This is a genomic window from Paenibacillus sp. FSL H3-0310 (genome assembly GCF_038002785.1).
GTDB lineage: Bacteria > Bacillota > Bacilli > Paenibacillales > Paenibacillaceae > Paenibacillus_AQ > Paenibacillus_AQ odorifer.
On sequence record NZ_JBBODC010000001.1, the window covers coordinates 2658146 to 2678391 of the forward strand.

Consider the following 20246-nt stretch of genomic DNA (forward strand, 5'->3'; position numbering starts at 1 on the left):
GTTGATCATCAATCATTTTGTTATGATTCATCTTCAACAGTTCCATAAATAATTAATTCTATCTTACATATGGAGCATCTATTTCCCGATTTAGCAATATCGTATCATGAATTTGTAAATATTGTTGTATTAAGTCATATGAAAAAAACTAAGAGTCATCTTAGGGGTTAATTTTATCTCTATATAAACTTCATTCACAACTAATTTTCACCCTATTTAATGGTACGGTTCAGCGTAACATCTATAGAACGCAGACACCTACACAAACACCTGCACCATTGTCTCCACAAGCCGCGTTGGGTACGATTAATGCTTACTACGTTCAGCAAGCTGGCGATGCGCCTGACCACTCAATATTTGACACTACTGGAGTAACAGGTGTTACTCCGTCGAACTTAACCTATGTTGATTATGCATTGAGCGTGGACGAGACATCTCCATGGACAGTACTTGAAATTCAAGAGATTGTTAATGAAGTTCATTCAGGACTCGTATTGACAGCGATCGGCACGGGGCTTTCCCATGCCGTTTTGAATTCCATTTTTATTCCCGTTCTTACCTTTGAGCTTAACTTAATGACCTTGCCTGTTTGGGTGTCCTTATTGTTTTTCTAAGTTTTGCTTGCTAAGCGACTCTATTCAGCATCATTCTGCTCTTCCAGCCATCTCAAAATCGCTTGGTTTGTTTCTTCCGGCTTTTCTTGCTGGATCCAATGACCGCAATCCAGATTGACCACTTCTGCATTAGACACGAACTTTGTCAGGTTTTCAGACCTCTGGACCGTATCCCGGTCACCATAGATCATGAGGGTCGGCTGTACCATGAAAATGAAGGGGGTTGCGATTTTGGATGAGCTGTTTCATCCCTTCTTCATTTAGCGATTTGATTTATGCCTCGCATTTAAAACGTTCTGACTTTTGATGAGAATTAAACCCTAATTGATTGAGAAATACAGTAGCTCCTCTCTCCTATAGATCAGGGAAACAATAGACCCAGATTTATGCAGTACCAAAAATCCTTTTAACCATTCTTTTGTTATTTATATTTCCTTATTCTGTAATATATTTTTTGTAATGTTGAAATTTTAGCCCTTCTTCAGATGAAGCGATCAATATTCCAAGCCTTCTTAATCGTGTTTCCTCTTTCTTGGCGCTCATTACCCACCAGATTGAATCTCTTTTATAGGATGGTGATAAATTAGTGAAGAATAGCCAGGCTGTTTGATTTGCCTTGATTTGTTCTTCATATTCTTTGGCAAGTTCCACGTTTCTTTGTTCAGAGGAATAGCCTTGTGCATCGGTTCTGTTGTTAAAGACGTGCATTCCTTCTGGTCTCATCTTTCCAAACTGTATTAGTGCTTTTACCTTCTTTACGTTCACAGCACTCCATACACTATTTACTTTGCGCGGAGTAAAGCGAATCTTATAGCTTTGTTTATCAATGGTTTTTCGTATACCGTCAATCCACCCAAAACAAAGAGCGGCATCTACTGATGCAGACCAAGTAAGGCTTGCACGACCTGTACTTATCCCAAAATAGCCCACCCAAATTTCACTAGCTTCAGCATGATGTTCTTCTAACCAATCGTTAAACTCTTCTTGGTTGTTGAAAAAAACTACATCTCCCATTGTTCCAGCCATTTTAAAATCGCTTGGTTTGTTTCTTCCGGCTTTTCTTCCTGGATCCAATGACCGCAATCCAGATTGACCACTTCCACATTGGGCACGAACTTTGTCAGGTTTTCAGACTTCGCAACCACATCCCGGTCGCCGTAGATCATGAGGGTCGGCTGCTGGATGATTGGGTTCACTTTCGCCAATAAGCGCCAGTTGCGGTCAAGGTTCCTGTACCAATTTATGCTGCCCGTGAACCCTGATGTTTCAAAAGCGGAGACGTAAACGGCCAGCTCGCTTTCGCTCAATACGGGCTCACCGAGCGGTGTTTCTGCTCTGGCGAGATTGATCAACGCCATACCTGGCTCAGGTGCTCTGAGAGGCTCGTTCTTCCGGTACAGGTTGCGAAGGAACCTGTATGTATTGTCTTCGAATACGGCGTCCGCGACGCCTGGCTGTCGATTGAAGTGGACGAAATAGAAATCGCCGCCAAGTATTTCTTCCATGAACTCGATCCAGGGTTTTTCTCCGCGCTCTTGGTAAGGCAAGCTCAGATTTATCACTTTATTGACGCGGTTTGGATGCAACAAGGTCAGTCCCCAAACGACGAATGCACCCCAGTCATGACCGACAAAGGTAGCGTCCTCGTATCCATAGTGATCGAGAAGCGCGATGAGATCACCCGACAAGTGTTCAATGTCATAGTCTGTTACTTCGGTCGGACGGGATGAGTTGCCGTAACCCCGCTGGTTGGGGACGATGACATGGTAGCCCGCTGCGGCAAGTGCGTCCATCTGATGGCGCCAAGAAAAGGCATGCTCTGGCCAGCCGTGGCAGAGTACAATAGGTTTTCCTGCGTTTTCTCGGCCTGATTCAAACACTTCGAGTTCCACACCGTTGGCTGAAATAAGGGTGGGCTTGGGAAAATCGGTTGGATTAAACATTGAATTAAAACCTCCTTCTTGTGATACTTGTAGTATAATGAATAAAAGGTGACATCTAGGTGTCACCTTTCTGAAATCATGTAAAAAAAGAGGGCAATTATGGACAAAGTGGAGAGACTCATTTCGATTATCATGATATTGCTGAAAAAAGAGGTTGTTTCTACAACGGAATTCTCACAACTATTCAATGTCTCCAAAAGAACGATCCTTCGCGATATGGAAACATTGAGCTTATCGAACATCCCGATCTACTCTGTCAATGGGGTCAAAGGGGGCTACGGCATAATGGATGAATACAAGGTTGATAAACGCCTTTTAAGCAGCTCCGATTTACAGAATATATTAACTGCGCTCGGCGGATTGGAACAAATCCTCCGTACTGAAGAAGTTGAAAGAACGATAAAAAAAATAGAGGCAATGGTTAGTCCATTGTCTCTAAATCGTTCCATTCAACTGTCGTTTTATGATTGGGAAGGTCGGTCCGAGATTCTTGAAACCTTAAAGACATATCAAGAATCCATTTCAAAAAAGAGGCTGGTTTCGTTTGATTATACAGATAAGGACGGGGCTGTAACGAATAGAATGGTCGAGCCCTATGAGCTGCATTTTAGCGAATCGAGTTGGTACTTGAAAGGATTCTGTTTACATCGACAGGGATATCGAACTTTCAAGTTATCTCGGATCGATCATATTACTATGGATGAACGCGCGTTTCATCCTAGAGACGATTGGTCAGAGCAAGTACACGAAGCAAATTATCTACCTGAATTCGTCACGATTAAGGCCTGGATATCGCCTAGCATAAAAGATCAAATCATCGAAAGGTATGGTCGAAGAAGTATTGAAGACCATAATTCTGGATTTTTATTAGCAACCATTTATGTCCCACAAAATCGTATGGGATTTCAACTTTTAGCAAGCTTCGGCACTCATCTAAAAGTTGTAGAGCCCAAAACCTATGTTGAAGACTTTCGAAATTATTTATATCAAATGATGGAGAACTATTCCTGATATATTTAGCATTAAAGCTTCAACCTTCAACTCAACTTTTCACCCTATTTATGGTACGGTTCAGCCCGATTTGTCTTCACCGTGGGATACATCTGTTCCAAGATTTCAGCCACGTTTAGATTCTATTGTGATTGTGCGCCTGAGTCTGAACCAGCTAATCTTCTCAACTGCTGTGTTGCGGTCCCCATCTGCAGTTTCCGGGCAATCTGCTTGTTGCGCATTCCTCTGATACCTTCAATAGTCCTCCTTGCTTCATTTAGAGTTATATATACTGGTTCTCTCAAATTAATCACGTAATCTAGTGCTCCGAATAATAAAAAAAGCCCGCAAGCTAGTTACCTGCGGCTTTGAATTTAGGATATGTTGTTATTTATTATTATCTCTCCCCTCTGCAACAAGCCTTAGCCCACTTTCATGGAGTTAGTTGCTTGTGGAAGCTACACCAAAGGCTATACTCGTTGAATCGTGGCTATCATGACACCGGCAAATCCAATGCCTAACTGCACCAGTATTTCCGTGGGCACGCAGGACACGCCATGCGGTTTTCAAGTGGCAATCGCCTCCTTCTGTTCCTTAGCTTTTGGGAATCCTTGATCCACACCTTGTTCTCTACGATTATCACGCAAGAGCTCGTACGTCACATACACCGGTCGCCCTGTTCGTGGTTCCAGCATAATCTCGGCATCAATGGCAAATACCTCACGCAGCGTCCGTACCGTCATTACACGCTCTGGCGAACCATGCTCCACCACCTGACCCTCACGAATCGCTACCATATAGTCGGAGAAGCGTGCTGCCAGATTCAGGTCATGCAGCACCATCACAATCGTCACCTGTTGACTGCGATTTAGTTCATAGAGCAGTTCCAGCACTTCAAGCTGATGCGCCAGGTCCAGATAGGTGGTGGGTTCATCCAGCAGGATCAGATCGGTTTGCTGGGCGAGCGCCATCGCAATCCATACGCGCTGACGCTGACCGCCAGATAGCGTATCGACCTCACGATGCTCAAACGCTGTAAGCTGTGTAACCGATAGGGCCCAGGCTACTACTTGCTTATCCTCTTTGGAGAGTTTGCCGAAGCCCCGTTGATGTGGAAAACGCCCATAGGCGACTAATTGACCGACCGTCAAACCGCTTGGGGCGGTCGGCGTCTGCGGCAGAATCGCCATCTGCTTGGCCACTTCCTTGGTGGACAGCGTGCGGATATCGGCACCATTCAGATAAACCGTACCATTATTCGTCTTGAGCAGCCGACCAACTGCCTTTAGTACGGTTGATTTGCCGCATCCATTGGGACCGATAATCGAGGTAATCTGTCCACGCGGAATCTGCAAGTCCAGTTCTTGTACGATAAGTGTGTCATTATAGGCAATATCGATTTGTTGCGCTGTAATACTTTCCATGACGTCCTCCTAATTGGCCTTCGATAGTAAATAAAGAAAGTACGGAACACTGATGACCGTAATGACGATTCCCGTCGGCACATCTCCCCCCAAGCTAACCGTGCGCGTAATCGTGTCAGCCAGCACCACGACTAATCCTCCGGTCAGGCTGGCAGCCGGAACGAGCAATTTATGATCGGGCCCGACCAGTTTTCTTGCCACATGCGGAGCGATCAAGCCAACGAAAAAGAAGCTTCCGCCCACGGCCACACTGCCAGAGGATAAAGCAACCGCAGCGACCGACAACCCCAAAAACTGCCGCTTCACGGCAAGACCCAGCCCTTCTGCCGTCTGATTGCCCAGATGGAGGGTGTTGAGTATGCGAGACTTGTAGAAAATATAGCCGAGTAAAATCAAGACCCATGGTGCCAGTACGGAAATATAACGCCAATCAGCGCCCCATAAGCTTCCCGCCAGCCAATGCAGCATGAAATCCATCTGCGAATCATTCAGCTTGAGAGTCAGGAAGGTGGTCAGCGCTTCATACCCGCTTCCGAGTGCGACCCCGGTTAAGATCAAACCGATTGGCGAAATATCTCGCCCACGGCGATACGATAATAAGAAGATCAATCCCGCCGCCAATAATCCGCCAACAAAGGCCAGTAGTGGTAGGGCAATAAAGGAGCCCTTTCCTGTCGATGCGATGAATACGACGAAGAACAGGACAAACAAACCCGATCCCGAACTAATCCCCAGCGTCCCTGGACTAGCCATGTCATTACGCAGCAAACTCTGCATCACGACCCCAGCCGCTCCCATTCCCAGACCTACCAAGATCGACAGTGTGATTCGTGGCAGGCGAAAATCGAACACGATCAGATTTTGCTTATCTGTACCGTTTCCGAGGAGAACATTCAGCACTTCTAGCGGTGAAAGATTCATTTTGCCAGAATTCATGCTAATGACAGCAAACATAAGGATGAGCACCATAAGCACTATATTGACGATAATGCCCCTTTGCACCGTATAACGCTGCTTGATCATTCAGATTCCCTCCTTTGCTTGCGAGCCAGGAAGAGAAAGTACGGCACACCAATGATAGAAAATATAATACCAATCGGTGTTTCGAACGGCTTATTGATCAAGCGGCCAGCCAGATCGGCCGACACGGTCAGCAACGCACCATATAGTGCAACTGCCGGAATAATGTAACGATAGTCGACACCGACCATGTATCGCACAATATGTGGGGTAATCAGACCAACAAACCCGATCGGACCAACTAAGACAACAGCCAATCCAGTCAGCACGAGCACGATAATCGTCGATAAACCTTTGACCAGTCCGCTACGAATACCGAGTCCACTTGCCACATCATCCCCCAAACTGAGCAGTGTAACAGAAGGAGATAGCGCCAGCGCCAGCAGTACACCACCAACAAATAGCGGTGAGATGATCAGCAATTCCCCCCACTTAACCCCCGCTGTACTGCCTGCCGTCCAGAATGCTAATGCTCGACCCAGATTATAATTGATCGCTAAATACTGACTGAGTGCGCCAAATAGCATAGAGATGGACAGTCCTGCCAGTACCAGCCGCTGAGGCGTCATCCCGCGCTTGCCCAGTGACGCGATGAAGTAAGTGATCCCGGTCGCGAGTGCTGCTCCCAGACAAGCAAACAGCATCATATGCCCATACGAATAACCCGGCAGAAAGGCCAGGCAAAGAGCAATCGCGAATGCTGCACCAGAGCTGATGCCCATCAGCCCGGAGTCAGCCAGCGGATTTCGCGTCGTTCCCTGCATAATAGCCCCACATACCGCAAGGCTGCATCCGACGATCAGATCGGCTACGGTACGCGGAAGACGTAGGGTTTGTATAATTTGATGCTCAGTGAGCGTTGGATCAAATCGGAAAATAGCCTCCCATGCAGTCGCTAACCTCATGTCGGCGGCGCCGAAGCTAATCGACGCCGCCGACATGAGAACCGTTAATCCAAGCCCTACCACCATGTACATGGTGAAATTCACCGCCCCACGGCGTTTTTGTTCAGGCTTGTTTTTCATTACGCTTTCCTTTCCTTACCTACTGATAGTCATATTTACAAATTGGAGTACTTCTTTTTACCTCGTCAAAATCCTTATCTAGCCATAGCCAGCAATTGATTTACAATATGATCAATCAATGCACTGGAAGTCATTATATCCGTGGACCAAGATAGCGATGTACCCACCGATATGATCCGATTATGTTGCACAGCAGGTAGCGATTTCCAAACCGCATTATCAGTAGGGACTTCCGTATCTCCTATAGCGATTAGATAATCCCCTATGTAAGCAGCCAAGACCTCCATAGAGATATCTCCCCAATATTTATCTGTGTCAATAATATCAGTTTGAACTTTTGAAGGTGCCTTCATTTTAAGTCCATTATAAACAAGCTCGCCAACCGCATGCTTGGCTCCAGCGATGTAGTTACTTTTATCACTGAATTCCCCCATAGTAATCGTCACGTCTGAAAGACCTGCATTCTGAAGGGCTAGCTTCGCTTCTTCTATTTTTCCGGCATAAGCACTCAGAACAGCCTTAGCCTCTTCCTGCTTGTTCAAAACATCACCAATAAAATGTATCCGCTCTTCTGTAGTCATATCACCATAAGGGACATAAATTGTCGGGGCAATTTTGGATAAATCTTCATAATTTTCATCGCCCCATGCTAAAATGATCAGATCAGGCTCAAGAGTCATGACATCTTCCGGCTCCATAGCTATTTTAATAGAGTCTGTAATCTGGTTAGCAAAAACAGCCTCTTTCCCGTCCCTTGCCGCTCTCGCCACCCCTAAAGGAGTTACACCGAGGGCCACCACATCACCAACCAAATAATCGACTACAACACGCTGAGGGTTGTTCGGTACCTTAACGTCACCCTTTACTGTGGATATCGTTCTCGTCTGCGAGACTGCTTCTGAAGCTTCCGGTTGTGTCGTCTGTTGTGTCTGCGCAGGGTTTGAATTCACCGTTCCCCCGTTATTCGATGGCGTTCCCGACGCACATGCCGACAATAACAGCATCAAGCTCATCGTCGCCGCCAAGATCATTTCTTTACTTCTTACTTTTCCAAACATGGTTGATTCCCCTTCTCTATAAGACTGGACTAGACCCGCTAGTTCCCTCTCATAGTAAAGAAAATGAGAATCATTATCAATACCATCAACCTGCATAGATAGTGCGTTTATTTTCCGATAATCACTTGGCGTCATCTTGTAATACTTCTTAAACATCCGAAACAAATTTTTCTCATCTGCAAAACCAGATCCTGTTGCGATCTCTTTAATGGTTGCTTCTGTATGTTTCAAGTCATGGCAGGCAGCTTCAATCCTTCTCTGAATGAGGTACTCCTGTAAGCTCATGCCTTCCTTTTTTTTGAACAGCCGCGTCAATTGCCCGCCACTGATCCCAAACATATCAGCAATTTCTTGGAACATAATCGGCTGCATGTAATGTTTATCGAGATATATCTTGGCAGAACAGGCTGGATCTGGCTGGAGATACCGAATTTCACCACTCTCAAAATCTCTGTACACCCCATGTATCAATTGATATAGAAAACTTTTGGCCTGCAGCTGATCCATCGCTTTGCCGCGGTTCCAGCCATTCATCATCTGTTGAAACCAATCGAGTAGCAAGATAGGATTACTTGGTGTATAACCATACTGTTGAACAAATGGATTTACTTCCTCGAGTAATTGCTGCAGGTGCCTCTTGAAAAAAAGAGGTAATTCTGCTTTATAAAATACCATAAAGGTCTTCACATTCTCCCCTTTAGGCGAAATACTGAGCAGGCTCCCCTTCCCTCCGTGAACTAAACCAAAGCGTTCCATTCCAAATGTGGTTTCATTCAGTTGAATTTGTGCTTCTCCTCCACATGCATAGATAAACATGCTACTAGGCATTTTATACTGCTCCAACGGGTATTGGGACGCTACATTCTGAAAACGTACATCTATTAATGTAATGATCGAACGTGTCCAAATGTGGGCCATCGTATCGATCATCTCCGGTGTAAATACCTGACTTGCTGCTGCTTCGTCTTGCATCTATCTGCGCTCCTTCATCTCACCTTTTGCAATTTATATATCACCTATCAATTCAATTGATATTGATTATCAATATCATAATTAATGAGGTAAGTATATCATCATTAAGTGACATTGGGGACAAGTTCTTGCCCTAAACAAAAGACAAGAACTTGTACCGATAAAAAAAGCCGCGGACAGCGCGGCATCCAGTGAGACTATGTTCTTGTCCTCTGAGCGAAGAATTGTTTCTATAATCTCAGTAGAAGATATTATTTACAGCTAAATATTCCGAAGCAGTGAAAGATTTAGTTCCGCTCTCCCTAAGTAGCCGCTGCAGATAACGGGGCGGTTAATGATTTCATACATTTTTTTAAGATCCGAAATGTACTCTTGGCTCCAAGTTTCAAAAGAATCGAATTCCGCCTTAGAAATTTGATGGTACTCCGGGGAGTCGGTTACCCCCGTAAGGACCTCATATGCATAAATATTATCGCCAAACTTTCCTACTGATTGGTATCTTCCTGTTTTCAGGCAGATATAATCGGTATATTTCACGGTTATCCCTCATCCTGTCATTGATTTCCTCAAGTCCATTAATTTAATCTTGTATAAATCTAACTCCGCAGCAACTCGTCCCGCGCTTCCGTCAGTGCGAACCCCAGCAGATTTCTGCCCCGCCATTTCATGGGATTCTCCGCATCCGGATTGGACTGGCCCATGCCGATCCCCCAAATACGGTCCCGCGGGCTAGCCTCGACGAGGATGCGGTTCTTCGTCGAGTTAAGATAATCGTTAAGCTTCGGATTCTGCGAAAATTTGGCCAAGCTGGCTCTTTTGACGATGCTGTAACATTCCTTATCCCAAATATCTTTGTCAAAGTTTTGGACCGCACGTCCAAAAGCCTTCATCTCCTTTGGATGCTTAGCTTTAAGGATGGACTCCAGCATTTCGTCATCGCCGAACAACCTTGCCTTCTCGGCCATCATAAACTGCTCGGCGCATGAGTACTGCGTTCCCTCTACCGTGAACGGGCACATCCACCATTGGCTGAAGCAGCTTTTATCAACGCTCCCGTCCTTAGGCGGTGTATGTCCCCAAAAAAACACGAATTTGAACTTTTTTCCCTCGTTATATGCTTTTCTTAAATCATCGATATTGTAAATCATCGTTAACCCTCCAAATTTCTCCGATATAAGCGGGATGGTCTATGCCCCGCATTTTCGGTATAATGATCGGTCTCCACTACAAGATCGGCTACTTTACGCCGGAAAGCCGCCTTCAACAGCTCTTTATCCATAATTACCTCATAAACCTGCTGCAGTTCCGTCAAGGTAAAAAGCTTCGGCATCAAGTGCAGTGCAATATCGGTGTAATTCACTTTTCCCCGTAACCGATCAATAGCGCATGCTATGATCTTCGCATGGTCGAAGGCCAATCCGTCATTCGATACGATCTCATAATCCGTGCCAGTCGATGTAGTCTTCGCTGTCATAGTCCTCGCCACGACTGCCGAAAGTTCTTCTTTTTCACTGCTTAGTTTGAGTTCGTACTCCAGCGTCTTGATGTATCCGTCCACAATCAGTTCTTTTTGCTCCCGCAGCGGCCGATAGGATACCTTGAACCAGGCGGCGTCTGCTGCATCATCTCCTGCCTTAAGCTCCAACTTGTCGCTATTGATCAGAGCCATATAGCTGCAGCTTATTACCCAGGTTCGTGGGTCGCGCCCGATATCACTGAACGTATACAACTGCTCCAGATAAACGTCTTCTACGCCAGTTTCCTCGCATAGTTCCCTTACTGCTGCCTGCTCAGTCGTCTCATTCGGTCGGACAAAACCGCCAGGTAGCGCCCATTTGCCCAGGAAGGGGTGAGCCCCCCGGCGAATTAATAGGACGCGTAGCTCTTTTTCCGGTAGTTTGCGATAACTGTCAGCCTCTTCTTCCGTCACAGTGAAGATAACCATATCCGTTGTCACTGAAGGACGCTCGTAATCGCCTGCCTTGTATTGCTTCAAAAATTCAGATTCCGTAAGTCCATCCTTATCCAACAAATCCAAGTAGGTATGCCTCCTTTATATTTGATTTAACCGTTCAGCTCTCCGAAATAGTTCCCGTAGGGCTCGAACTTTGCCAACACTTCATCTACCTTGCGTATACGTTCCTCCAGGCTCCCCCGCAGCGTAATATAGGGGATCCGCCGCTCCTTCAAATCCGCGATAATCTGTTTATGAAAGACATGCCGCTTCTGATCCCCGCTGCGGTCCCACGTATCGTCGTAAGGAATATCGTCAGCGCATAAGAAGAACAGATCATAACGTTGCGCGTTCTCCAGAGCGATCCGGGTTAACAGCTCGGGGGCCCGGCCGTGGTAATCTAGGGCGAACATATACGTCGTGATCGCATTGGTATCGACGAACAGAACCCGGTTCGCCGCAAGCATTGCCTGTTCTTCGCGCTCGATATGACCCACCGCGATTTCATCGAACGCTTCCAAGCCGATTCGGCGGTCCACCTGATGTTCGGTCCAATAATCGCGTCCGTATTCGCTTGCGAACGTTGTGCAATATCGCTGTGCCAGTGCTTCGGTGATCGTCGACTTACCCGTTGACATCGCTCCAACGAATACCAATTTCGTGATCAAATCCCGGTACACGATATCACTTACGAACTCCCTGTGCTGATATGGATTGGAACGGACCATCGTCGCTGAGATCGGGACCCGCTCTCGGGCTTCATCCACCCGCCGGTCTATTGCACCCAAAGCGAGACTCATATGTTTGCCGTAGAATTCGCTCGAGTAAAAATGCGTTACTTGCTCTCCGTTCAGCAAACCGAGTATATACTGTTCTTCCCGAACCTCATGTTCCCTGTCATCCGAATACCCATCCGGACCATCCCAAGCTTCGATTACCCGGACTTCCGGATAGAGCCTGCGAATCCAATTTGCCCGGACATGAAGCGGGATCGGAGTGACTGTCGTTTCGTAAATGACTAGGATCAATTCATCGACCTCTTGTAGCGCCGTTTCAATCATGAACTGATGGCCTTTATGCAGCGGGGCAAACTTCCCCAGTGTTAGTCCAAGCGTGTTCATGCCGCCACCTCCTTCGCCCCTTTATTCCAAATATAGTACCCGTAAACTGCGTTGACCAGATACGCGCTCCACATCACGATCATCAGTAGGCCTTCCCCGCTGCCCTCCAGCATGCGAATCGCCCACAGCAGCACCGTAAAGAGATTTAGCACGATATAGACCAGCCATTGTTCCTTGAATCTTCTAACCATTAAGAAGGTCGCCACAACAGACAGCACCGTTGTAGTGGCATCAATGTAAGGCGAATTCTGTCCCGGAATGAACGAAAGCCCAAATCCGAGCACTAAACAGCCGATTACACAGACCATCCCAACGAGGAGCAGTCTTCTAAGATCCATCTGACGCATGGTCAGTCTACCGTCTTTTTGGCGATTATTTTTCCACATGTAGAAGCCAATGACATTCATTGGAACAAAGAATAGCAGATTCAGCATAACCTCTCCAAACAAACCGTTAATATAGGCCAAATAAGCATAACCGATGGTATTGTACATGCCGAAAACATAGCTCATCAGGTTGCCCTTCGCTGCAAGCACCACGCATAACACCCCAGTAATAAATACCGTGAATCCGAATAAAGAGTCCTTTGTAATCACTGTAAACCCGACAGCAATTGAGGTAAACAGCACCAACCACGTAATTTCGAACAGATTCCAGTTAGCCGCCACCTTTTTCATCTTGCATCCCTCCGCTTTTTCCACTCATTCATAGAGCGAAAAAATTAGTTGTACTTAGTATCATTATGTTAATAACATATTGTTACTATCAAAAATAACAGAAAATTCTGCGAAGGGCAAGCAAATTCTTCCTATTTCCACAGACAGGTACTTATTTAAGGCTTCTCAACAGAACTAACTTTAAATTTGTAAAAATAAAAAGAAACCCCTATTAAAAGGGATTTCCTCTAATCTTGTTCAACTAACGCACCAATAGGTGGACTGTTTTTAAGGTTTACTATTCCGTCTTTATACTCGAATAAATAATCACCCTCTTTTTCTAAGAGAACAGGTAAATATTGGGCTACCATTTCAGTAAACACGAAATCATCCCCACAATTAAATTGTGTACTTCATTACATAAACCCGTCTTCGGGTTCACCAACATCAAATCCTAATACTTTTGTCGCTTCCAATTTAAATCTCTCTATCCAAGAACTCCAATCACTATTACTCATCTGTGCATAAAATGATAAACCACTTGGCTCCACTGACGCCACAATAAAAACATCATCATCTTCCTGCCCGAACCAATAGGGAATTCCATTTTTATATATCGTAATCAACTTATAAGAGTCAGTAGCTCCGATAGAATAACTCTAAGTTCAAGTTCCGTCTGCTCTGACTTCACGGATTTTTCTAGCTTTGCACGGCTTCCGAATATCCGGTATATAACCTGCTCCCGTTCATATATTTCTTTAGGCGACAGCTCTTGAAGCAGCGCTTCTGCAAGCTCGACCCGATCGATCACGAAGTTTTTGACAGATCTTGCTTCCTCATTTCCTGCTAGCAGAATGTCGACTAGAACTGGCATAAGCTCAGCCTCCACACCGTGCGTATCAATAAAGGTCTCCGCATAACTATCCTGTATCATTTGGTGCTCCGAATCTACCATCTCCATATAACGAGAGACGAGTGAGAAATATTCCTTGCTATATAATCCTAATCCGAGTACAGCATAGGTACCAGGCATGACCGACTTTTCACCCGGTTCCGTGTCCTTGTACCACGCATAGGGCTCCATTGCGATATCCGCATACGCAGCCAGCTTAGGAAAAAGAGACGGATAGGCTAGTGCACCAGCAAAAAACTGATGAAGACCTGATTTAGCCATTTTTTTTAGAGGAAGATAGTTCCTTTGTTTGCTTTTCAGCTTCAGGTGATATTCCTTCGGGAATCCCTGCTGCAGCAATTGGGTAATGTGATCCAATGCTTCTCCATAAGCTGCTTCCTCCTCGTTCAAAATCCGGACTTCAATGCTCTGTGTTACATCATTATTATCAACTTCAACATGGGTCCCTTTATATACTGGAGTGAATTTCCCGCTTCCCCCCAGGATATACTCCGCTGCGTGTTTTGAACCAAGTTGGACAGCTAGTTTCAAATATTGTTCCCGGATGTCCGGTTTCGTTTTTCCAATTTGCAGAGCGGCATATACAAAAAAGGAAAGTTGATCTGCATTCGGATCCATAAGCGCCATATCCTCTTTAGGTATCCAATCCATTCTAAAGCTGCCTGTACGCACAAAATAGCGTGGAAGAAAAATATTTTGAATCCAATTATCCATAGCCAAAGTATACTGGCCAGTCCATTCGTCTAAGCGTCGCCTATTACTTCTGAGCTTGTCGGATAAATGCTCAATTAATGGGCCAACCGCATTTTCTTCTTGCTTCATAAGATCAGGGTTCATCAAGTGATGAGAAAAGAAAAACTGGTCATCAACACTCGGCAATACGGGAAGATCAGACATGATTTTGGATGTTATAAACTTCTGTAATGATTTGCGGAGTTCGTTCAGCTTCTCTTCGTTAACCAGATGCACGCAAAGTGTTAAGTCTTCGTCCTCCATTTCAAAGGAAAGTACGATCTGGAATCGGTAATCAAAAAAACGAGGACCTAACTTCTCTGATAAAAAAAGCTCCTCCACTCTCTTGCATAATGCCGGGTAAAGTTCAGATCTAATTAATTCATCCGTGAGTTCGGCGATATAAGGACCTGCTTCGATTTCATAAGAGCTGTCCGTCCAATCGAACGGTTCTTCAACATCAATATGTATTTTTCCGTCACGCCAAGCTACCTGAAGATAATCCTTTATCCCTGCCTGGAGCGGACGATTTCCTATGAATTCATTTATTCTTATAGTCTCTTTGTTGTATATGGTTATCATCTCGCTCCACACATCGTCTAAAAACCTCTGTACTGCTGCGTTCATTCCCACTCCTCCTCATTGTTAATGCTAATAGAACTTAGTACACCTCATGCAGTTTGAAGACGGAGAAGCAGTTGATCAACCAGATCTGCCTCTCGCAGCTGGTTGATCCAGCGCTGAGGGATATGCTCATAGCCATATCGGATTCCGGCAAGACCACCTGTGATACAGGCCGTTGTATCCGTGTCGTTGCCTAAGGCAACTGCTCGTTTGACGGCATCTTCGTAGGAAGTGCAGGTTTGGAGGATCATACACGCACTGAACAAGGAATCCACAACATAACCAGATCCTTCGCCATAGAATACTTTATCTGGCTGAATGTTCTCTTCGAGCTCCCGTTCATGCTCAGGCATCTGCTGGTAGATCGTTCGAAGCTTGCTAAGAGCAGTTCGGTAGCACAGATTGAAGTCTTGCTCTTGCAACAGTTCACGTGCAATTAACACATAGAAGGCACAACATACCTGATTACAGATATGTGCATGAGTTACAAGGCATTGAGTATGTGCATCCTGAACGAGTTGTTTATCTGTTCCTTTGTGCCACAAGGCAAGTGGTAGCACGCGCATTAGCGCCCCATTCCCTTTCCCATCAGGAACTGTATTGCCACTCTCGTAAGGGGACATTCCTTGGTAATAAGTAGACAACGTACGACTGGTTTGTATTCCAACATCAAAAACTTGTTGGGCTACTGCCCATCTACCTTCATGATACCAGTCGACCAATTTGTCAGCAAAATCAGTTAGCTCCAGCGTACCTTTATCAATCAGACTCTCCAGCAGACATAGTGCCTGCGCACCATCATCCGACCAGGTGCCGGCTGGAACATCTCGGTAGGTGGGCTGAAAGCCCACAGGAGGAGTAAACTCAATCTGCTCCAGAGGTGGGAGCTGCTCCACTGATCTGAATTCATAGGGGACACCAAGAGCATCTCCAATCAATAAGCCGTAAAGCCCACCCTTAATCTTATCCCACATGTTGTATTCTCCTTATCACTAGATATAATTTGGATCAAGCTGTCTACAAATATATAAGCCTACCCTATCAATATTTAAACTGTTTTGCATCATGTAAATAAAAATTGAAGAAATAAGCTTCCAATGAACAATACGATAGTAATCTAAGCCTTTTTTGAAATCAATAATATATAACAAAAGATGAGGCTGTTTTTAAAATCAACAACCTCATCTTTTTTATGAATACTTCCCGAATAATTACGTGTCTCTACTTAAATAACCAATCAACTTTTTCTGCGTATTCGCAGTTTATTTTAGTCCCTATAATTAGCTAGGATGAAGTGCCCGGGCCATCGCATCCATATAGCCCTGAACAGCGCGCTGACTCACTTCTGTTTCTGGAGCGAAAATTTCGAAAAGGTGAAAACAACCGGGATACAGGTGGAATTCAACATCTACACCTGCTTGTGCAAGTCGTGCCACATACTCCATTGTCTCGTCTCGGAATAGATCGAGCTGACCTATACAAGTATAGGCTGGCGGCAAACCTGCCAAGTTCTCCTCTCTCGAGGGTACTGCATAAGTAGATTCTCCTCTGACATCGCTCTCCTCGCCCAGGTACATGTTCCAAGCTGCTATGTTGTCTGTTCGGTTCCAGATTGCGCCTGCTTCCGTAATCTCATGACTGGACGGTGTGATGTTTCGGTTGTCAAGCATCGGGTATAATGGCATTTGGAAAATAAGAGACGGTCCTCCTTTATCACGCGCCATCAGCGCGAGTGCTGCTGTCAGTCCGCCGCCACCGCTAGCACCGGCAATTGCAACCCGATCCACATCAATGCCAAGCAAGGCTGCCTCCTCCGTCATCCATACCAATCCAGCATAACAATCTTCGATCGCCGCCGGATAAGGGTGCTCGGGAGCAAGCCTATAATCAACCGATACGACTATACATTCAGCTGTCTGAACAAAACGTTCGCATAATTCGTCGTCCATATCCGGATGTCCTAACACGTATCCTCCCCCGTGAATCCATAGCATGGCAGGTAACAAGTCATTCGTTCGCCCGGCAGGCTCATAAATTTTCACCAGCATCTCGCCTCCATCCCTCGGGATTTTGCGCCTGGTTGTGTTTACATGCTCTGATCCTTCCACGGATGCAGCTGACACTAAGCTCCTGCTCCACTCTAAATTCTTCTCCAATTCAAATCCAGGAAATTGTGAATAAACCTCTCTTAATTCTGGTAGTATACGTGGTTCAACACTCATAATAATCCCTCCAAATAAAATAATGAATTCGTTCGTTTACGTCTTATTCATAGATAATCCTTATCCCATTTGAGCTTCCCACTTGGCAATTTCCTCTCGTACTCGCGGCGCAACCTCTGTACCGAGCAGTTCTATAGCCCGCATAACCAACTCATGCGGCATCGTACTTAAGGGAACATACATCATGAATCGTGTAATCCCTACATGCTTACGCAGATGGATTATTTTTTGGGCGACTGTTTCCGGATCCCCTACATACAACGCACCATCAAAGCGTCGGGCAGCATCATAGCTGGAACGATCGTAGTACGCCCGCCCCCGTTCTTTGCCGAGCTTATTCATACCGTACTGGGTAGACGGAAAAAAGAGTTCTGCCGCCTGTTCCGTATCTTCTGCAACAAATCCGATGGAATGTGAACCTACCTGAAGCCGCGATACATCATGTCCGGCATGAGCTGCCGCCTTTTTATACAGTTGTACAAGCGGTGCAAAATTGGTTGGGTTTCCACCGATAATCGCCAGGACTAATGGCAGGCCCAGAAGTCCTGCACGCACGGCAGACTCCTGGGTACCGCCACTACCAATCCATATGGGTAAAGAGTGCTGAACAGGGCGCGGGTATACACCCAGATTATTTATCGCTGATCGATGTCCTCCACTCCATGTAACTTTCTCAGATTCCCGTATTTTCAGAAGCAGCTCGATGTTTTCATTAAATAAATCCTCATAGTCATGCAAGTCATACCCAAAAAGCGGAAAGGATTCAACAAAGGAACCCCGGCCCGCTATAATCTCGGCACGTCCATTGGATAAGCCGTCAAGCGTGGCAAAATCCTGAAACACACGGACAGGATCAGCTGATGAAAGAACCGTCACAGCACTCGTCAATCGAATCCGCTTTGTTAGGGGGGCTGCAGCAGACAACACCACTGCTGGTGATGAAGCTGCATAATCTTCACGATGATGCTCACCTATGCCAAACACATCAAGTCCTACCTGATCCGCAAGGACGATTTCTTCGACGACTTCTCGTAATCGCTGTGCGTGACTCATCACAACTCCGGTCTCAGTATCAGGCTTTGTTTCTATGAACGAAGTAACACCTATTTCCATAGTTAATCTCTCCTTATATTTTCTCTTGCAATTCGCCCGACATCATCGGTGCAACCCAATTTTTTAAGAAGAATGCTCAAGACAACGGATTAAAGCCGTCCAATCCAACTCACCATAACCATTGGCAATTCCTTCAGACAAGTGATGGTGGATAAGCTGACCTAAAGGTAGAGGAGTTTGAACGGACTTCGCTGCCTCAATAGCCAATGCAACATCTTTTAACCCAAGCTTCATTTTAAAACCGGCCGGTTCAAAGCGTTGTTCGCTCATGATCGCTCCATAGTTCTGATATATTGGAGATTGAAAAAGAGCATTCACGACATTCATAAATTGGGACGAATCAATACCGTGCTTTTCTACCATTAGCTGCACTTCCGACAAAGCTTCCAGCATTGAAGCAATTAGAAAGTTAACGCCAATTTTCACAACGTTCCCTTCTTCGCCGTGATCCCCAATCTCTACTATCTCTTGACCCAATGCTGTTAAAACGGGAAGTACCCGTTGTCTTGCTTGTTCCGGACCAGCTAAAATAATACGCAATTTAGCTTCTTTAGCGGCATCTGGGCGCCCCATCACCGTGGCAGACACAAAGTGTTGCTTTCGCTCCGCATGCGAGACGGATAATTTTCGAGCCAGATCTACGCTGATTGTACTGGCAGAGATGTGAATTCCATTTTCCGACAATCCATTCAGAACACCATCTGGTCCCTCGACGACCTCCTTCAAAGCAGCATCATCAGAAAGCATGGTAATTACAAGATTGCTTTCTTTCACTGCCTCTAGCGGTGTTTTGGCATATCGTGCTCCCTGTTTCATTAAGGGTTCAACTTTTTTAGGGGTCCGATTAAAGATGACTAATTCATAACCCGCTTTCAACAGATTTTGGGCCATTGGGAGCCCCATATTTCCAAGCCCAATAAACGATACTTTCATTAGACACCTCTCCTTATTTTGAGGGATTTCTCAATAATGGAATGATCGTTCCATAATAATTAAAAAAAATATAGTCTAACACATACTCCTTAATTAGCACCTTCAAAATATGGGAAATATGATAACGGAACGATCGTTCCGAAATAATTAAAAAAAAATTAGATTCCTGCTATTACAAAGCTAATCATCTCTTTTGCACGTTCCGGATTCTGATCTGCTTTGGCCATAATATTAATGCTTTGATGTAAATTCAACAATAAATAAGACAACGCTTTGATATCAGTCGTTTTATCAATTTCTCCCCGTTGCTGGCCCTTTTCTAAAAGGTCACAAAAAGCTTGCTCTAATTCCAAAAAACTAGTCTTTATCAACTCATTAATTTTTTCATCTGGCGACTCCAATGTTGTAGCTACATTCGTAACAAAACACCCGCCCGGCAGGCTGGTATCGTATGCTGAAGCAATATGATACTCAAAAAATTGAAGAATTCCATCTCTAACACTAGATGCATGTTCAAGAATAGCCTGCTTATTGAAATTCCCCTTTTTATAATGCTCAAGGGCATCTGTATACAAGGTTTGCTTGTCGGAAAACGTATCGTAAAGGCTGGATCGGCTAATGCCCATCACCTCTAGTAAATCCGGTATGCTAGCCGCTTCGTATCCTTTTTTCCAAAACAACAGCATAGCTTGATGCAGCGCTTGATCTTTGTTAAATTCTTTTGTCCTAGCGATAAGTAACACCTCCCGTCATTGAAATATAACATATCTGAACTGATCAGTCCAGATTTATAAAATAAACGGACACTCATATTGGTGTCCGTTCTCAAGAGCAAATACTTAGTCATTGAATTGCTCATAAACATCTTTTATCCAAACATCAATGTTTGTTGCATATTATTCTAGTTTAATGATCAAATCAGCTAGTTCAGA

21 protein-coding genes are annotated in these 20246 nt (G+C 45.1%); 2 read left to right on the top strand and 19 right to left on the bottom strand.

Annotation, left to right across the window (positions count from 1 at the left end):
• Window positions 1-278: 278 nt before the first annotated feature.
• A complete protein-coding gene (locus MHH63_RS12105; protein WP_076126593.1) occupies window positions 279-614 on the top strand; it encodes a hypothetical protein in 336 nt (111 codons plus the stop codon).
• Between the two features lie 20 nt (window positions 615-634).
• Here the strand turns inward: MHH63_RS12105 and MHH63_RS12110 are convergent, their stop codons facing one another.
• The 3 genes from MHH63_RS12110 to MHH63_RS12120 all read right to left on the bottom strand — a co-directional run bounded on the left by MHH63_RS12110 (window position 635) and on the right by MHH63_RS12120 (window position 2557).
• Window positions 635-823, bottom strand: a complete 189-nt coding sequence (locus MHH63_RS12110) for an alpha/beta fold hydrolase (protein WP_341171578.1) — start codon at window positions 821-823, stop codon at window positions 635-637.
• Between the two features lie 226 nt (window positions 824-1049).
• Window positions 1050-1640 carry a YdeI/OmpD-associated family protein gene (locus tag MHH63_RS12115; RefSeq protein WP_256715941.1) on the bottom strand — a complete coding sequence of 197 codons (591 nt, stop codon included), beginning with the start codon at window positions 1638-1640 and terminating at the stop codon, window positions 1050-1052.
• The gene (locus tag MHH63_RS12120; RefSeq protein WP_341171579.1) at window positions 1616-2557 is read right to left on the bottom strand and encodes an alpha/beta fold hydrolase; all 942 of its coding nucleotides are present in this window, start codon (window positions 2555-2557) and stop codon (window positions 1616-1618) included. The genes MHH63_RS12115 and MHH63_RS12120 overlap by 25 nt, the downstream gene beginning before the upstream one ends.
• 99 nt (window positions 2558-2656) lie before the next feature.
• On the opposite strand from MHH63_RS12120, the gene MHH63_RS12125 reads away from it, so the two are divergent.
• A complete protein-coding gene (locus tag MHH63_RS12125) occupies window positions 2657-3568 on the top strand; it encodes a helix-turn-helix transcriptional regulator (protein WP_076126589.1) in 912 nt (303 codons plus the stop codon).
• Window positions 3569-4113: 545 nt separating this feature from the next.
• Here the strand turns inward: MHH63_RS12125 and MHH63_RS12130 are convergent.
• From MHH63_RS12130 to MHH63_RS12205, 16 genes are all read right to left on the bottom strand, one after another.
• Window positions 4114-4971 (bottom strand): ABC transporter ATP-binding protein, encoded by an 858-nt coding sequence (locus MHH63_RS12130; protein ID WP_076126587.1) that lies wholly within the window; start codon window positions 4969-4971, stop codon window positions 4114-4116.
• A 9-nt stretch (window positions 4972-4980) separates the two neighbouring features.
• On the bottom strand, window positions 4981-5994 hold the full coding sequence (locus MHH63_RS12135) for a FecCD family ABC transporter permease (RefSeq protein ID WP_076126585.1): 1014 nt from the start codon (window positions 5992-5994) through the stop codon (window positions 4981-4983).
• Window positions 5991-7016, bottom strand: a complete 1026-nt coding sequence (locus MHH63_RS12140) for a FecCD family ABC transporter permease (RefSeq protein WP_076126583.1) — start codon at window positions 7014-7016, stop codon at window positions 5991-5993. The genes MHH63_RS12135 and MHH63_RS12140 overlap by 4 nt, the downstream gene beginning before the upstream one ends.
• Window positions 7017-7090: 74 nt before the next feature.
• Complete coding sequence (locus MHH63_RS12145; protein ID WP_076126581.1) at window positions 7091-9046, bottom strand: AraC family transcriptional regulator; 1956 nt, start codon at window positions 9044-9046, stop codon at window positions 7091-7093.
• 596 nt (window positions 9047-9642) lie between these two features.
• Window positions 9643-10194 (bottom strand): NADAR family protein, encoded by a 552-nt coding sequence (locus MHH63_RS12150; RefSeq protein ID WP_076190257.1) that lies wholly within the window; start codon window positions 10192-10194, stop codon window positions 9643-9645.
• A gap of 2 nt (window positions 10195-10196) precedes the next feature.
• The gene (locus MHH63_RS12155; RefSeq protein ID WP_076190258.1) at window positions 10197-11084 is read right to left on the bottom strand and encodes an NUDIX domain-containing protein; all 888 of its coding nucleotides are present in this window, start codon (window positions 11082-11084) and stop codon (window positions 10197-10199) included.
• 26 nt (window positions 11085-11110) lie between these two features.
• On the bottom strand, window positions 11111-12121 hold the full coding sequence (locus MHH63_RS12160; RefSeq protein ID WP_076179408.1) for an AAA family ATPase: 1011 nt from the start codon (window positions 12119-12121) through the stop codon (window positions 11111-11113).
• Window positions 12118-12798, bottom strand: coding sequence for a nicotinamide riboside transporter PnuC (gene pnuC, locus MHH63_RS12165; RefSeq protein WP_076179409.1), 681 nt, complete (start codon window positions 12796-12798; stop codon window positions 12118-12120). Before pnuC ends, MHH63_RS12160 begins: the two co-directional genes overlap by 4 nt.
• Before the next feature lie 227 nt (window positions 12799-13025).
• Window positions 13026-13160 (bottom strand): hypothetical protein, encoded by a 135-nt coding sequence (locus MHH63_RS12170; protein ID WP_256717169.1) that lies wholly within the window; start codon window positions 13158-13160, stop codon window positions 13026-13028.
• 33 nt (window positions 13161-13193) lie between these two features.
• Window positions 13194-13403 carry a hypothetical protein gene (locus MHH63_RS12175; RefSeq protein ID WP_341171580.1) on the bottom strand — a complete coding sequence of 70 codons (210 nt, stop codon included), beginning with the start codon at window positions 13401-13403 and terminating at the stop codon, window positions 13194-13196.
• Entirely contained in the window at window positions 13400-15049 is a 1650-nt protein-coding gene (locus MHH63_RS12180) for a DUF6138 family protein (RefSeq protein WP_076190259.1), read from the bottom strand. Before MHH63_RS12180 ends, MHH63_RS12175 begins: the two co-directional genes overlap by 4 nt.
• A gap of 44 nt (window positions 15050-15093) precedes the next feature.
• Entirely contained in the window at window positions 15094-16020 is a 927-nt protein-coding gene (locus tag MHH63_RS12185) for an ADP-ribosylglycohydrolase family protein (protein WP_076190260.1), read from the bottom strand.
• Between the two features lie 306 nt (window positions 16021-16326).
• Entirely contained in the window at window positions 16327-17268 is a 942-nt protein-coding gene (locus tag MHH63_RS12190) for an alpha/beta hydrolase (protein ID WP_076190261.1), read from the bottom strand.
• Between the two features lie 60 nt (window positions 17269-17328).
• Window positions 17329-18381, bottom strand: coding sequence for an LLM class flavin-dependent oxidoreductase (locus MHH63_RS12195; RefSeq protein WP_341171581.1), 1053 nt, complete (start codon window positions 18379-18381; stop codon window positions 17329-17331).
• Between the two features lie 63 nt (window positions 18382-18444).
• A complete protein-coding gene (locus MHH63_RS12200) occupies window positions 18445-19314 on the bottom strand; it encodes an NAD(P)-dependent oxidoreductase (protein ID WP_076190263.1) in 870 nt (289 codons plus the stop codon).
• Between the two features lie 158 nt (window positions 19315-19472).
• Window positions 19473-20057, bottom strand: coding sequence for a TetR/AcrR family transcriptional regulator (locus tag MHH63_RS12205; RefSeq protein WP_249267693.1), 585 nt, complete (start codon window positions 20055-20057; stop codon window positions 19473-19475).
• Window positions 20058-20246 lie beyond the last annotated feature (189 nt).